This window comes from Halomonas sp., from assembly GCF_041689495.1.
In the GTDB taxonomy this organism is placed as follows: Bacteria; Pseudomonadota; Gammaproteobacteria; order Pseudomonadales; family Halomonadaceae; genus Halomonas.
On the sequence record NZ_JBDNGD010000381.1, the window covers coordinates 1 to 13,146 of the forward strand.

Sequence of the window (13,146 nt, forward strand, 5' to 3'; positions counted from 1 at the left end):
GGATACCCCTCGTAGGGATCCATCAGTTGGATCTGATCGGGCGTTTCCAGTTCGAACAGCGCACCCTCTACCCTGTCTCCCGACACGGGGACGACGTTGGCATGGGCAATGCCCGCCACACGTGATGCCTTGTCGAAGCGCAGGGCATGATCGTGCAGTACGCCGGAAAGAGCACGGCGCGTCCTGCCGATCCGTGCCACAACACGCGCCAGATTCATGTTGCTGCCATAGGCAAAGTAAAAGGGCATGACGGAGCCACCTCTCCGGCTAATTTTCGGTAACCAGTCGATCGATTTCCTCGACGGACTGGATCAGCATGCGACGCTCGCTGCCAGCGATGCTTGCCTGAGCGAGATAGGCCCTCCACCGCTGGTGCCTACCTCACACTTGTCCGGCATCGACCCGCGCGCCTCCACCAGGGCATCGAGCCGAGGGATCAAGACGAAGCGCAGCCACTGTGGAAGTGCCATGGTATCCACACAAAACGGCGCCACACTGTCATAGGCGTCGGGCGGGGGTGGCTCCATGCGCCAGAGGTTGGCAGCCTCCATGGTCGTTTCCAGGTCGCGCAACGCGTCGTCGAGTGCCTCGTGGACGTTCATTTCTCCTCCTCTTCCAGCCTTGCACCATTATCCCCGTTGGTGCCCGCCGTTGGCCACACCCGGCGTCCCTGGGACAGCTTATACAAAGCTCACAGAAACACTGAATGTTCCTGTGGATAAACTCTGGAAATACCTCGGACAGCGAGACGTCATGGGCCATCACGACCGTCGATCAATCTTTGATCAGTCTCGCCCAGCAGACATGGCGGGGGTGGCTGACAGCACGGCGCTGCCAAGGTAGAGTGCAGGCTTCAAGAGCGGGAGACAGCATGCGACCGATCCACAGCCTTCATGATTTCTTCCTGCGCAGCGGGTCCGAGGTGCGCCTGTATCATCTTGGTCGAGGCGTCGAACCCTGCGCCCTGGACACCCTGGCGGCGTTCGAGGCAGGTCATCTCGCCTGGCCCTATCCATGGCGAGGGGAAGCTCGACTGGGGATGGTGTTTCGCCTCGCCAACTCTGCCGATCCGCTGATCTGGTTTCTCGCCCTGCCCCTCGATGAGTCGGGCCAGCTGGTGCCTGGCCCCAGGGACGCCTTCATCGAGCGACTCCTGACCACCCTGGGGCAGAGTGCTGAGGCCATGGCCAGTGAATCGGGCCCCAGGGTCGATAATCTGATGAAGGACAACCCCCTGACCTTCACGCCGAGCCTGCCCTTCCAGGCGGTCATGCATGCCCGTGCCACCCGTGACCTTGGGTTGCCCGCCAGTCAGCACCTCGAGCTGGTCGAAGCCTATCTCAGTGGCCAACAGCACGTCGACTGGCAGGCACTGGGCCTTCAGGGGGTGGCCGATTTCGTCGTGCGCCTCGACGACGACGCGAGCCGCTCACTGTCGCGGAACCTTGCCACCTTGCCCGACGAAGTACTGACCTCCCTGTGCTATTGTCTCGAGCATGTGGCCATCGACGATGCTCTCGCCCTCGCCTTGCGCCAGCGAGGAGAATACGCGGCCGCCAGAGGCGACATCGAGACCTTTTGTGCTTGTGTACGCAGCATGGCAGGCGCCTCGACGAAAGTCGCCGGCGCCTGGCTGGATACCCTGCTGGCGGATCCGAACGCCTGTGGTCCCGACCTCCTGGCGGCCGTCGCGGGGCGCGGCTGGAGACACCTGGAAGACGCCGATCGATTACCGCGCTTTCTCGACCGGCTCGCCGAGCAGCCCGATGTCGACTTCACGGTGCTGGCAAGGGACCTGGCCCTGATCCCCCGGCTGCGACTACCGGTGCTGATGACGCTGCGTGAAGCCGTTCCGGACAGCCTCATCGGACGTCGGCTGAGCGGACTTTCCAGATAAGCGTGAACACACGGGAGTGATTCGATGAAGGAACTACCCTTTCAAGCCAGGGCGGTCATCGGCCGTCGTGAGATGGTGACGCTTCCCGAGCTCGGCTTGACCCTATGCGCCAAGGTCGATACCGGTGCCCGAACCTCGGCCCTGCATGCCGAGGATATCGAATCCTATGAAGAGGACGATCACCTCTGGGTCAGCTTCACGACCCGCAGCGGCGGACCCGGAACACCCGCGCATGTCTACCGGGTGCATCTCCACGACCGCCGCAAGGTGCGCAGCTCCAATGGCCAGTCGGAATGGCGTTACGTGATACGCACCCCTCTGCATCTTGGCGAACTCGAGTATCCGGTCGAACTGAGCCTCACCGACCGACGCGAGATGCGCCATCCCATGCTGCTGGGGCGCCGCGCATTGCGCCGTCTGCTAGTGGCCCCCGGCGCCGCCTTCATGCACGGCGAACCCTGATTCCCCGATCACCGACCCGGAGTTCCGAATGCATATCGCGCTGTTGTCCCGCAACCGCAACCTCTACTCCACTCGGCGCCTGATCGAGGCGGCCGAGCAACGGGGCCACACGGCGCGAGTGGTCGACACGCTGCGCTGCTACATGAGCATTGCCTCGCATCACCCCTCGATCCACTACAAGGGCGCCGAACTCGAACCCTTCGACGCGGTGATTCCGCGCATCGGTTCCTCGATCACCTTCTACGGCTGCGCCGTGCTGAGACAGTTCGAAATGATGGGCATCTATGTCGTCAACGACAACGTGTCCATCACCCGTTCCCGTGACAAGCTGCGCTCGCTGCAGCTGCTCTCACGCAAGGGTCTGGGCCTGCCGATCACTGGCTTCGCCCACTCACCGGACGACATTCCCGACCTGATCACCATGGTCAGAGGCGCCCCCCTGGTCATCAAGCTGCTGGAGGGCACCCAGGGAATCGGAGTGGTCCTGGCCGAGACCAACCAGGCCGCCGAGAGCGTGATCCAGGCCTTCATGGGCTTGAAGGCCAATATCATGGTGCAGGAGTACATCAAGGAGGCCAAGGGTGCCGATATCCGCTGTCTGGTCATCGGCGACAAGGTCGTGGCCTCGATGAAGCGTCAGGCCGCCGAAGGCGAGTTCCGGTCCAACCTTCACCGCGGCGGCAGCGCCAGCGTGATTCGGATTACCCCGGAGGAACGCTCCACGGCCATTCGCGCCGCCAAGGCCATGGGGCTGCGGGTGGCCGGCGTCGACCTGCTACGCTCAAACCATGGTCCGGTCATCATGGAGGTCAATTCATCCCCCGGGCTGGAAGGCATCGAAGCGGCGACTGGCAAGGACATCGCCGGGCTGATCATCGAGCATGTCCAGAAGAATGCCGCGACGACACGCAAGGCACCCAACAAGCCCAAGGGCTGACGACTGAGGGATCTCAAAGGCCAGGGCCGGAAATGGGGCATTTTAGCGCATGGGGGTAGCAAAACGGCCTTCCCCCCTTCACAATCTGCGTCACCGGAGGAGGTGAACGCTCATGTTTCTCGACAATCGCCAGGTGGCGATGGACAGCGCCCTGGAGGCCCTGGCCGACAGTATCGACTATTTCCAGGACAACATGGAACGCCTGCGTCCCGACCTGCGCGATGCCCTCAAGCCCCAGTACGAGGCCCGTGCCAAGTCGATGCGGAAACTACAGGAACTGGCACGCAAGCATCTCAACCTGCTGCCCAGGGATGCCGATGTGGAACGCGATGACTACCTGTGGCTGTGGAGCCGTATCAAGAGCTTCGTCGGCAACGACAGCCAGGTTCTGATCGGCGAGTTGCTGGAACAGGAACGCGTCCTGATGCAGTCGCTTTCCACCCTCTTTACCCATCCGCTACCGGACCCCATCGAGCCGATCATCGAGGAGTGCTGGAAGGGCTGCCGGTCCCTGATCCGGGAACTCTATGAGCTCCAGAAGCAGAAGGAGCCTAGTTGAGGCAAGGTCCAGGGTGTCACCGGGGGCCACCGGGGGTATCCAACTGAATTTCCCAGCCCCGCGGGCTGATCTCCAGGGGTTCCAGGGGGCCGAGGAAATGCGGCTCACGCTTCCAGAGGTAAAGATCCCCCAGGGTCGCGACCCTCGCCAGCCATTCCCGTACCTTCAGACGCCAGACACCAGTGACAGGCCGTGCCGGCACCGCACAGCCCCTGACCTCTAGCCCCATGGCATCGGCGATGAAGATAGCCCTGGGCAAATGCCACGCCTGGGTAATCAATAGCGCCCGTTCAACGCCGAAGACATCCCGCGCCCTCACCAGGGTGTCGAAGGTGCTGAAACCGGCGTAGTCCAGCGTCATGTCCACATCGCGAACATGACGATCGCGCAGATCCCGCCACATGGTCACGGGTTCATTGTAGAAGCGGGTTCGGTTATCACCGGAGAGCAGCAGGTGTTCGACCCTGCCAAGCTGAATCAGTCTGGCGGCGGCGCTCATGCGAGCATCGAAGTGGGGATTGCTGACACCACTGCGGGTCCAATGCGAGGTGCCAAACACGATCCCCACCCGCTCGACACTGCACTGCGGCAAGTCGTGCTCGATGCGCGCCTGGGTCTTTCCCAGCACCCAGAGGTTGGCTCCCACGAACGACAGGGCCGCCAGGAGCAACACGCCTCCCAGCGACATCAGTACGACCCTGAAAGAATTCCAGAACCACGCCCGCATTCAGGCCCCCACCCGAGACTCAGAACATCCCGAGTTCCAATTTTGCCTCGTCGCTCATCATCTCACGGCTCCAGGGCGGATCGAAGACAATCTCGGTGTGAACCTTGCTTATCTGAGGAGCACCCAGGATCTTGTTGCGGGCATCGGCGGCAATCACGTCACCCATGCCGCATCCTGGTGCTGTCAGGGTCATGCGAATGGTGACGATACGCTCCCCGGAGATCAATCGTTCGATGCGACAGCCATAGACCAGGCCCAGATCGACGATGTTGACGGGGATCTCGGGATCAAAGCAGGTACGCATCTGATCCCAGACGAAATGCTCTATCTGCTCATCCGTGTCATCCTCTTGCAGGGTCGGTCGAGGGAGTGACTCCAGCCCCAACGCATCCAGATTGGACCCTTCGATCAGGTATAGGCGCCCTTCCAGCCCCACGCTGACCGAACTGCCCTTGGCCTGCATGACGCTGACGATACTGTCCTCATTGAGGACCACCGTCTTGCCGAAGGGAATGGAGATCGCCTCCACGTCTCGCTGCAGAGGCAGCGACTTCCCCTTTTCCAGGCGGGCAATCTGTTCGATATCGCTCATGGTTCTCCCTGACACCTCGGAACTCAACGCACCATGCCGATAACCCGATGAAGGGCATCGATAAAAATGTCGACCTCCTCCAGGGTATTGTAAGCGGCGAACGAGGCTCGGCAGGTGGCGTCCACACCGAACTGCGCCAGCAACGGCTGGGCACAGTGGTGGCCGGTACGGATCGCCACCCCGAGCTGGTCGATCAGCAGACCGATATCCTGGGAATGGGCGCCGTCGACGACAAAGGACAGCACTCCGGCCTTGTCAGGGGCCGTACCCAGGATGCGCAGGCCGTCGATCCGCGAAACCCCTGCCGTGGCATGCGCCAACAGCTGTCCCTCCCAGGCGCCGATGGCCTCGATTCCCGTACGCTCGACCCAGGCCAGGGCCTCGCCCAGAGCGATGACCTCGGCAATCGCCGGGGTCCCCGCCTCGAACTTGTGGGGAATGCCGGCAAAGGTGGTCGGTTCCTCGAAGGAAACGGTCTCGATCATCTCGCCGCCGCCCTGCCAGGGGGGCATCGCCTCGAGCAGGGACGCCTTGCCATACAAGACGCCGGCACCGGTGGGGCCATAGACCTTGTGACCGGAGAAGGCATAGAAGTCGGCGTCGATGACGCGCACGTCGATGGGCTGGTGAGGCGCCGCCTGGGCACCATCGACCAGGATCTTCGCCTCGGCATCATGGGCCATCGCCGCCATCTCGCGTACCGGATTGATGGTACCGAAGGCGTTGGACACATGGTTCACGGCCACCAGACGGGTGCGGTCGGTCAACAGCCCGCTATAAGCCGCCAGATCCAGGACTCCGCGGTCATCCACCGGAATCACCTTGATCAGGATACCCAGCTCACTGGCCAGCAACTGCCAGGGCACGATGTTGGAGTGGTGCTCCAGGCGCGATACCAGCACCTCGTCGCCTGCTACCAGATTCGCCCGCCCCCAGGCATTGGCGACCAGATTGATCGCCTCGGTGGTCCCGCGGGTAAAGACGATCTCGCGGGACTCGGAGGCGTTGAGAAAGCGCCGCACGCGCTCTCGGGTTTCCTCGAAGGCCGCCGTCGCCTCGTCGGCCAGGGTATGCAGTCCACGGTGGATGTTGGCGTTGTAGCGACCATAGTAGTCGTCGAAGACCTCGATCACCTGACGTGGCGTCTGGCTGGTCGCGGCATTGTCCAGATAGACCAGGGGCCTGCCGTGGATCTGACGCGAGAGGATCGGAAAATCGGCACGCACGGCCGCCACGTCCAGGCTGGGCAGCAGAGTAGTACGGGTGGCCAGTTCAGTCATGGCTTGCTCCTCGCCTCATTCATCACCCAGCGCCATGGCGGTTTCCACCAGGCCAGCCAGGTTGAAGCGCTCGGGCAGCTTGCCTGCCACGGCGAGTTCGATCCGCTCGGAGACGGCATCGAGCTCCACCTGCTCCATGACCTCACCGGCGAAGGCCAGGGTCAAGAGCCCCCGGGCGGTCTGCTTGTCGATACCGCGGGTCCGCAGGACGAAGACCGCCTCCTCGTCGAGTTGGCCGGTGGTGCTACCGTGGGAGCACTTGACGTCATCGGCATAGATCTCGAGTTCCGGCTTCGCATCGATCTCGGCGCGATCCGAGAGCAGGAGGTTGGCGTTGCTCTGGAAACCCTCGATCTTCTGGCTATCACGCTTGACGATGACCTTGCCGTTGAAGACGCCATGGGCACGGTCGTCGAGGATGCCCTTGTAGTTCTCTTTAGAGAAGGTGTGCGGGGCGTTATGGTTGACCAGGGTGTGATTATCGACATGCTGTCGACCCTGACCATAGAAGAGGCCGTTGAAGTTGGCCTCGGCCCCCTCGCCATTGAGGTCCGATACCAGGTCGGTGCGAACCAGTGCACCCCCCAGGTTGATGTTGAAGGAGGTGAAACGACTGTCGCGTCCCTGCTCCACCTGGATACTCGACACCTGAAGGTCGGAGAGCGGCAATTCCTGCAACTTGTAGTGGGTCAAGATAGTACCGCGGCCCAGAATGATTTCCTCCACCGAGTTGGTGAAGTTGGCGGCCGCCTCCTCACCCACATGGTGCTCGATGATCGTGGCCTCGCTACGATCACCGGCTTCGACCAGCACTCGGGGATGGCTCATCACCGGCGTCTCGTTGGCGCGTGACAGGAACTGCAGGAGGATCGGTTTATCGACCCGGGTGCCAGGTGCCAGGCGAACCACCGCACCCTCCTCCATGAAAGCCGTGTTGAGGGCCGAAAAGGGGGAGAAGTCCACGCCGGTGAGGCGACCGAGTGGCCCGCCCACCGCTTCGTGATTCTCGGCCAGTGCCCGGGAAAGCGGCAGGAGCTGAACCCCCTTGGGCAGATCGTCGATCTGCGACAGGGCCGCAGAGAAGACGCCATCGACGAAGGTCAGCCGATAGGCCTCCAGCGGCAGGGTCAGGGCTGCCGCACTGGCCTGGGAGAAGTCGGCATCGGTCGCCAGGGCGAAATCACCCCGCGCGATGGCGCGGACATCGGTGTACTTCCAGGCTTCGACGCGGCGGGTCGGGAAACCCAGTGCCTCGAAGCGGGCCGCCCCCGCCTGTCGCCGTGCGGCGATCCAGGTCGGCTCGGCCCCCTGGGAGGAGAGACGCTGGGCATTGCGCTCGTTGAGTCGAGCGAGAAAGCGCTGAACATCATCACTCATGCGGCAGATTCCTCCTGGACCCATTCGTAACCCCGAGCCTCCAGTTCCCTGGCGAGTTCGGCGTCGCCGCTCTTGGCGATGCGGCCATCGACCAGCACATGCACCTTGTCCGGCACCACGAAGTCCAGCAGGCGCTGGTAGTGGGTCACCAGAAGGATGGAACGGTCCTCGGCACGCAGGCTGTTGATGCCGTCGGCGACCACACGCATGGCGTCGATGTCCAGGCCGGAGTCGATCTCGTCGAGCATCGCGAGCTTGGGCTGCAGCACCAGGATCTGGAGGATCTCGTTACGCTTCTTCTCGCCACCGGAGAAGCCCTCGTTGACGGCGCGTTGCAGGAAGCTCGCATCCATCTTCATCTGGGCGAGGCGTTCCTTGATCAGTTTCATGAACTCCGGTGCCGGGATGTCATCTTCACCATGCGCGGCTCGCTGTGCGTTCAGCGCCGCCTTGAGCAGGTAGACGTTCTTCACCCCGGGAATCTCCACGGGATACTGGAAACCCAGCAGCATCCCCGCCTGGGCGCGCTCCTCTTTCTCCATTTCCAGCACATCCCGGCCTTCGAAGGTGATCGAGCCAGCGGTCACCTCATAGCCGTCCTTGCCGGCGATGACCGCGGACAGGGTGGACTTGCCGGCGCCGTTGGGGCCCATGATGGCGTGGACCTCACCCGGCTTGACGGTAAGACTGAGGCCCTTGAGGATTTCGATCCCCTCGGCCGTGACGTGCAGATCCTTGACTTCGAGCATCTTGATAACCTTCTGATCGCTAAGCCGCCACAGCAGCTCAGATGAATGAGTTCGTTTACAGCCGCACGGAAGGCACGGTGAGCGAGCGCAACCGCCTCTAGCCCACGGCGCCTTCCAGGGTGACGCCCAGCAGGGCCTCGGCTTCCACCGCGAATTCCATGGGCAGTTCCTGGAAGACATCCTTGCAGAAGCCGTTGACGATCATGCTGACCGCATCCTCCTCGGAGATACCGCGGCTCTGGCAGTAGAACAGCTGATCCTCGCCGATCTTGGAGGTGGTCGCCTCGTGCTCCACGGTAGCGGTACTGTTGCCGATCTCCTGGTAGGGAAAGGTATGGGCTCCACACTTGTCGCCCATCAGCAGCGAATCGCACTGGGTGAAGTTGCGCGCGCCCTTGGCTCGAGGGCCGACCTTGACCAGACCCCGGTAGGACTGGTTGGCGCGCCCGGCGGCGATCCCCTTGGAAACGATGTAGGACCGGGTTCCCTCACCGATGTGTATCATCTTGGTACCGGTATCGGCCTGCTGGCGGCCGTTGGTCACCGCTACGGAATAGAACTCGCCGATGCTGTCCTTGCCACGCAGCATGCAGGAAGGGTACTTCCAGGTAATGGCCGACCCTGTCTCGACCTGTGTCCAGCTGACGCGCGAGCGGTCGCCGCGGCAGTCACCGCGCTTGGTGACAAAGTTATAGATGCCACCCTTGCCGTCCTCGTCACCCGGATACCAGTTCTGGATCGTGGAGTACTTGATGTAGGCATCTTCCAGGGCCACCAGCTCGACCACGGCCGCATGCAACTGGTTCTCGTCACGCATCGGGGCCGTGCAGCCCTCGAGATAGGAGACCTGGGCCCGTTTCTCGCAGATGATCAGGGTCCGCTCGAACTGGCCGGTGTTGGCTTCGTTGATGCGGAAATAGGTGGACAACTCCATGGGGCAGGTGACGCCTTCCGGGACGAAAACGAAGGAGCCATCGGTGAACACCGCGGAATTCAATGCCGCAAAATAGTTGTCGCCCTGCGGCACCACGGTTCCCAGGTACTGCTTGATCAGGTCCGGGTAGTCGCGGATCGCCTCGGACATGGGGCAGAAGATCACGCCCGCCTCGTGCAGATTCTCCTTGAAGGTGGTAGTCACGGAGACGGAGTCGAAGACGACATCCACCGCCACGCCGGCCAGCGCCGCGCGCTCGTGCAGCGGAATGCCCAGCTTCTCGTAGGTCTCGAGCAGCTTGGGGTCCACCTCATCGAGGCTCTGGGGACCATCCTCGGGACGCTTGGGCGCACTGAAATAGGAGATCGCCTGGTAATCGATGGATGGATAGTCCAGGTGTGCCCAGGAGGGCGGCGTCATCTTGAGCCACTGATGGTAGGCCTTGAGGCGCCACTCGAGCATCCAGTCCGGTTCTCCTTTCTTCATGGATATGAACTCGATGGTGCTCTCGTCGAGACCCGGTGGAACCGTGTCGCTCTCGATGTCGGTCACGAAGCCTGCCTTGTACTCGCGACGGACCAGCTGTTCCATTTCCTCTGTTGCCATTTTCATTTTGCATCCCCTCCCGGGCGGTTGTGTCGGCGAGACTTGCTCGCGTCGTGATTCGATTACGTGGTCAGGCCGTATCGGCGGCCAGGCTCACGCTCTGAATGGGTAGCTGAACGGGCAGCTTGATGGGGGCCGTATCGGCCAGGTGCGCCAGGGTCACGCTGTCGAGCAGGGCACGGACGGCCAATGACACACGCTGCCAGTTGTCCGCGACGCTACAGGTGGCTGCCAGCTCGCAATCCCCCTCGGCCTGGCTGCATTCGGTCATGGCCACCGGACCCTCGATGGCCGAGATGATGTCAATGGCGGAGATTCGCGACGCCGGCCGTGACAGCGAATACCCTCCTTGGGCACCGCGACGTGACTCGAGAAGCCCCGCACGCACCAGCATCTTCAAGTTCTTGCTGACCGTGGGATGCGGGAGCTTCACGGCCTCCGCCAGTTCGGCGGCCGCGTGGGACTGCTCCGGGTGGCGCGCGATCTGTGCCATCACCACGGTGGCATAGTCGGTCAGTCGTGAAAGCTTCAGCATGTGGGACTCCTGATCGGCGTGAGTGGACTAGACACTCCCGCCAGTTGTATTGCGGACCACTTTAGTCCTGTATGAATTTGATGTAAAGCCCTGCCCCACACAAACTGACAGGATCACTGCACGATCGCCGCCGTTACCCGAAATAACGCTAATCATTCTCATCCACAGAAACAAAGAGATATGAGGCTCTGATAAGGTAGGCAGTAATGGTGGGCCATCGCCGAATCATCCCGAGGAGCCAAGACATGCACCACCCCCTCATCACCCTGGACGTGTTCAGCGACTACGTCTGCCCCTTCTGCTACCTGGAGGTCCCCGAGATAGAGGCGCTTGCGGCACGTTTCGGTGACCGCCTGGCCATCCGCTGGCGGGCCTTCGAGCTGCGTCCCGAGCCACAACCCACCCTCGACCCCGACGGCGACTACCTGCATGATATCTGGGCGCGGGCGGTCTACCCCATGGCGGCGGAACGCGGCATGACGCTTCACCTGCCGAGCATTCAGCCCCGCTCACGATTGGCCCATGAGGCCAGCGCCTGGGCCGATGACCTGGACAGGGTAGATCCCGGCAGCAGCGACAGACTGCGAACAGCGCTGTTTCGTGGATTCTTCGAGGAGAGCCTGGATCTCGCCGATCCGGAAGCCCTGACGCAACTCGCCGATGGCCTGGGACTGGACGCGAGCTCGCTTGGGCAAGCTCTGGAGGAAGGCCGCTACCGGAAGACGGTGTTGGAGGATCAGCGGGAGGCCATGCTGGCGGGCATCGGCGGCGTACCGGGCCTGCGCTTTTCCCTCGATGGCGAGCATGCCGGTGTTCTCGAAGGTGCCCAGCCGCGACGCCAACTCTACCTGGCAATCGAGCGGCTGCTGGATGTCATGCAATAAGCTGAGCCGATGCGCAGGTACCCACCATGTCGTCACAATTGATCACGATCTTCGGAGGTACCGGCTTCCTGGGCAACGTCCTCGCCCGCGAGCTCGTCGATGCCGGCCAGCGGGTGCGGATCGCCGTCCGGAACCCGGTCCTGCCCGGCTGGGTGGAGGATGACGATCGGATCGAGCTGGTCAGTGCCGACATCACCGACGCGACAAGCATCAATGCTGCCATCGTCGGTGCCGACAGTGTGGTCAATGCGGTGAGTCGCTATGTCGCCTCGCCTGAGCTGAGCGTCGAGGCCATCCATGTGGACGGCGCCGGACAACTGGCCCGACTGGTTCATCAAACCGGCATAGAGAAACTGGTACACATCTCCGGCATCGGCGCCACCATCGACTCGCCATCGGCCTATGTGTGTGTCCGTGCCAGGGGCGAAGACGCCGTCCTCGACGCCATGCCCAGGGCGACCATCGTCCGCTGCAGTGTCTTGTTCGGCCCGGGAGACAGCTTTCTTGCCACCCTGGCTTCTCTGACCCGACTGCCGGTAATCCCGCTGTTCGGCGACGGTGAAACCCGCCTGCAGCCGGTGCATGTGGTGGACGTGGCCAGGGCGTTGATCCGCCTGCTGGGCGAGCCAGTGACGAAGAGGCGATTCTTCGAACTGGGTGGGCCGGATATCATGACCTATCGGGACATCCTGTCGTTGGTGCTGGCCCATTACCAGGTCGAGCGGCCCATGGTCGCTGTACCCTTCCTCGCCTGGCGAACCCTGGCAGCCATGATCTCGTGGCTGCCCAGTCCGCCCTTGACCCGCGATCAGGTGATCCTCATGCAGAGCGAAAATCGGGTCGATGACCGAATGGGCACCTTTAATGACCTGGGCATCCGCCCCCGTGCGCTACGCGACAGCCTGCTGGAGTGTCTGGCACCTTCCAAGCCTTAGCACTTCTATTGACTCATCGTCAGAAGCGGCCCCAAGCGTCAATGCTGGGGACATGAAATCCCTTTCAATCATCGCCAGCCGACTCTTAGGCGAGCAGTTGGCTGGATAGCAACCTGACCCTGGGCGTCACTTGTTGGTGCGGCTCGAATGTCACACCTTCATCAGTTAATTCCGACTCGCACTTAATCGCTTGGGGCAAGGCGGGCAGTATCTGGGGCGCTCAGGCGCTGCGTGCGGTCGGCTCCGCTCGGATATGCAGGTGAACCGCACATGTGACCCGCAGCATGGAGGTCATATTCGCCACCTCACCCTTGGTTGCCAGTACTTCCTCATAGAGCTCGCTGATGAACTGCCCTGCCGACATCTGCTGGTCGCGAGCCAGTCCGTCAAGGATCTCCCAGAATTCATTCTCGAGGCGCACACTGGTGACGCAACCCTTGAGACGCAGTGACCGGGTGGTGCACTCATAACGGCCCGGGTCGGTAGATGCATAGACATGGCACATGGCGTTTTCTCCTTCAGCAGTTCAGGGCCAGGCTAGCCTGGTGCCAAAAAAAGCCAGAACTGCGGTGATGCTGAATGGCAGGGGCTGTTCTACGCCAGCTTCTCCTGACATTGCCCGTAGTCGCGACACAAGAGCATTAGACCATCGTCTCAGTAGTACCCCGCTAT

Annotated in this window: 16 protein-coding genes; 6 read left to right on the top strand and 10 right to left on the bottom strand. The window is 62.2% G+C overall.

Going from position 1 to position 13,146, the window contains the following annotated elements:
• Together ACESMD_RS11885 and ACESMD_RS11890 are read right to left on the bottom strand one after the other, a co-directional pair.
• A partial coding sequence (locus ACESMD_RS11885; protein ID WP_372613410.1) for a gamma-glutamylcyclotransferase family protein occupies positions 1–248 on the bottom strand: 248 nt, incomplete at its 3' end.
• Between the two features lie 63 nt (positions 249–311).
• Positions 312–602 (bottom strand): YqcC family protein, encoded by a 291-nt coding sequence (locus ACESMD_RS11890; RefSeq protein ID WP_372613412.1) that lies wholly within the window; start codon positions 600–602, stop codon positions 312–314.
• 269 nt (positions 603–871) lie between these two features.
• Here ACESMD_RS11890 and ACESMD_RS11895 point away from each other — a divergent pair, with 269 nt between their 5' ends.
• The 4 genes from ACESMD_RS11895 to ACESMD_RS11910 all read left to right on the top strand — a co-directional run bounded on the left by ACESMD_RS11895 (position 872) and on the right by ACESMD_RS11910 (position 3,855).
• Positions 872–1,897 carry a DUF3549 family protein gene (locus ACESMD_RS11895; RefSeq protein WP_372613415.1) on the top strand — a complete coding sequence of 342 codons (1,026 nt, stop codon included), beginning with the start codon at positions 872–874 and terminating at the stop codon, positions 1,895–1,897.
• Between the two features lie 24 nt (positions 1,898–1,921).
• On the top strand, positions 1,922–2,359 hold the full coding sequence (locus tag ACESMD_RS11900; protein WP_372613417.1) for an ATP-dependent zinc protease: 438 nt from the start codon (positions 1,922–1,924) through the stop codon (positions 2,357–2,359).
• A 28-nt stretch (positions 2,360–2,387) separates the two neighbouring features.
• Positions 2,388–3,296, top strand: coding sequence for a 30S ribosomal protein S6--L-glutamate ligase (gene rimK, locus ACESMD_RS11905; RefSeq protein ID WP_372613419.1), 909 nt, complete (start codon positions 2,388–2,390; stop codon positions 3,294–3,296).
• A 112-nt stretch (positions 3,297–3,408) separates the two neighbouring features.
• A complete protein-coding gene (locus ACESMD_RS11910) occupies positions 3,409–3,855 on the top strand; it encodes a hypothetical protein (protein WP_372613421.1) in 447 nt (148 codons plus the stop codon).
• A 16-nt stretch (positions 3,856–3,871) separates the two neighbouring features.
• Here the strand turns inward: ACESMD_RS11910 and ACESMD_RS11915 are convergent, their stop codons facing one another.
• The 7 genes from ACESMD_RS11915 to ACESMD_RS11945 all read right to left on the bottom strand — a co-directional run bounded on the left by ACESMD_RS11915 (position 3,872) and on the right by ACESMD_RS11945 (position 10,655).
• Positions 3,872–4,543, bottom strand: coding sequence for a vancomycin high temperature exclusion protein (locus ACESMD_RS11915; RefSeq protein WP_372613423.1), 672 nt, complete (start codon positions 4,541–4,543; stop codon positions 3,872–3,874).
• 58 nt (positions 4,544–4,601) lie between these two features.
• Positions 4,602–5,174, bottom strand: coding sequence for a putative Fe-S cluster assembly protein SufT (sufT, locus tag ACESMD_RS11920; protein WP_372613425.1), 573 nt, complete (start codon positions 5,172–5,174; stop codon positions 4,602–4,604).
• A gap of 23 nt (positions 5,175–5,197) precedes the next feature.
• Positions 5,198–6,454, bottom strand: coding sequence for a SufS family cysteine desulfurase (locus tag ACESMD_RS11925; RefSeq protein WP_372613427.1), 1,257 nt, complete (start codon positions 6,452–6,454; stop codon positions 5,198–5,200).
• 15 nt (positions 6,455–6,469) lie between these two features.
• Positions 6,470–7,831: a Fe-S cluster assembly protein SufD gene (gene sufD / locus ACESMD_RS11930; protein WP_372613429.1), complete on the bottom strand. Its 1,362-nt coding sequence runs from the start codon at positions 7,829–7,831 to the stop codon at positions 6,470–6,472.
• The gene (sufC, locus tag ACESMD_RS11935; RefSeq protein WP_372613431.1) at positions 7,828–8,580 is read right to left on the bottom strand and encodes a Fe-S cluster assembly ATPase SufC; all 753 of its coding nucleotides are present in this window, start codon (positions 8,578–8,580) and stop codon (positions 7,828–7,830) included. Before sufC ends, sufD begins: the two co-directional genes overlap by 4 nt.
• Positions 8,581–8,677: 97 nt before the next feature.
• The gene (sufB, locus tag ACESMD_RS11940) at positions 8,678–10,120 is read right to left on the bottom strand and encodes a Fe-S cluster assembly protein SufB (RefSeq protein WP_372613485.1); all 1,443 of its coding nucleotides are present in this window, start codon (positions 10,118–10,120) and stop codon (positions 8,678–8,680) included.
• Positions 10,121–10,190: 70 nt separating this feature from the next.
• Positions 10,191–10,655 (bottom strand): SUF system Fe-S cluster assembly regulator, encoded by a 465-nt coding sequence (locus tag ACESMD_RS11945; protein ID WP_372613433.1) that lies wholly within the window; start codon positions 10,653–10,655, stop codon positions 10,191–10,193.
• A gap of 245 nt (positions 10,656–10,900) precedes the next feature.
• Here ACESMD_RS11945 and ACESMD_RS11950 point away from each other — a divergent pair, with 245 nt between their 5' ends.
• Together ACESMD_RS11950 and ACESMD_RS11955 are read left to right on the top strand one after the other, a co-directional pair.
• Positions 10,901–11,539, top strand: coding sequence for a DsbA family protein (locus ACESMD_RS11950; RefSeq protein WP_372613435.1), 639 nt, complete (start codon positions 10,901–10,903; stop codon positions 11,537–11,539).
• 26 nt (positions 11,540–11,565) lie between these two features.
• Entirely contained in the window at positions 11,566–12,474 is a 909-nt protein-coding gene (locus ACESMD_RS11955) for a complex I NDUFA9 subunit family protein (RefSeq protein ID WP_372613437.1), read from the top strand.
• Positions 12,475–12,694: 220 nt separating this feature from the next.
• Here ACESMD_RS11955 and ACESMD_RS11960 read toward each other — a convergent pair whose 3' ends face one another.
• Complete coding sequence (locus tag ACESMD_RS11960; RefSeq protein WP_372613439.1) at positions 12,695–12,979, bottom strand: ribbon-helix-helix domain-containing protein; 285 nt, start codon at positions 12,977–12,979, stop codon at positions 12,695–12,697.
• Positions 12,980–13,146 lie beyond the last annotated feature (167 nt).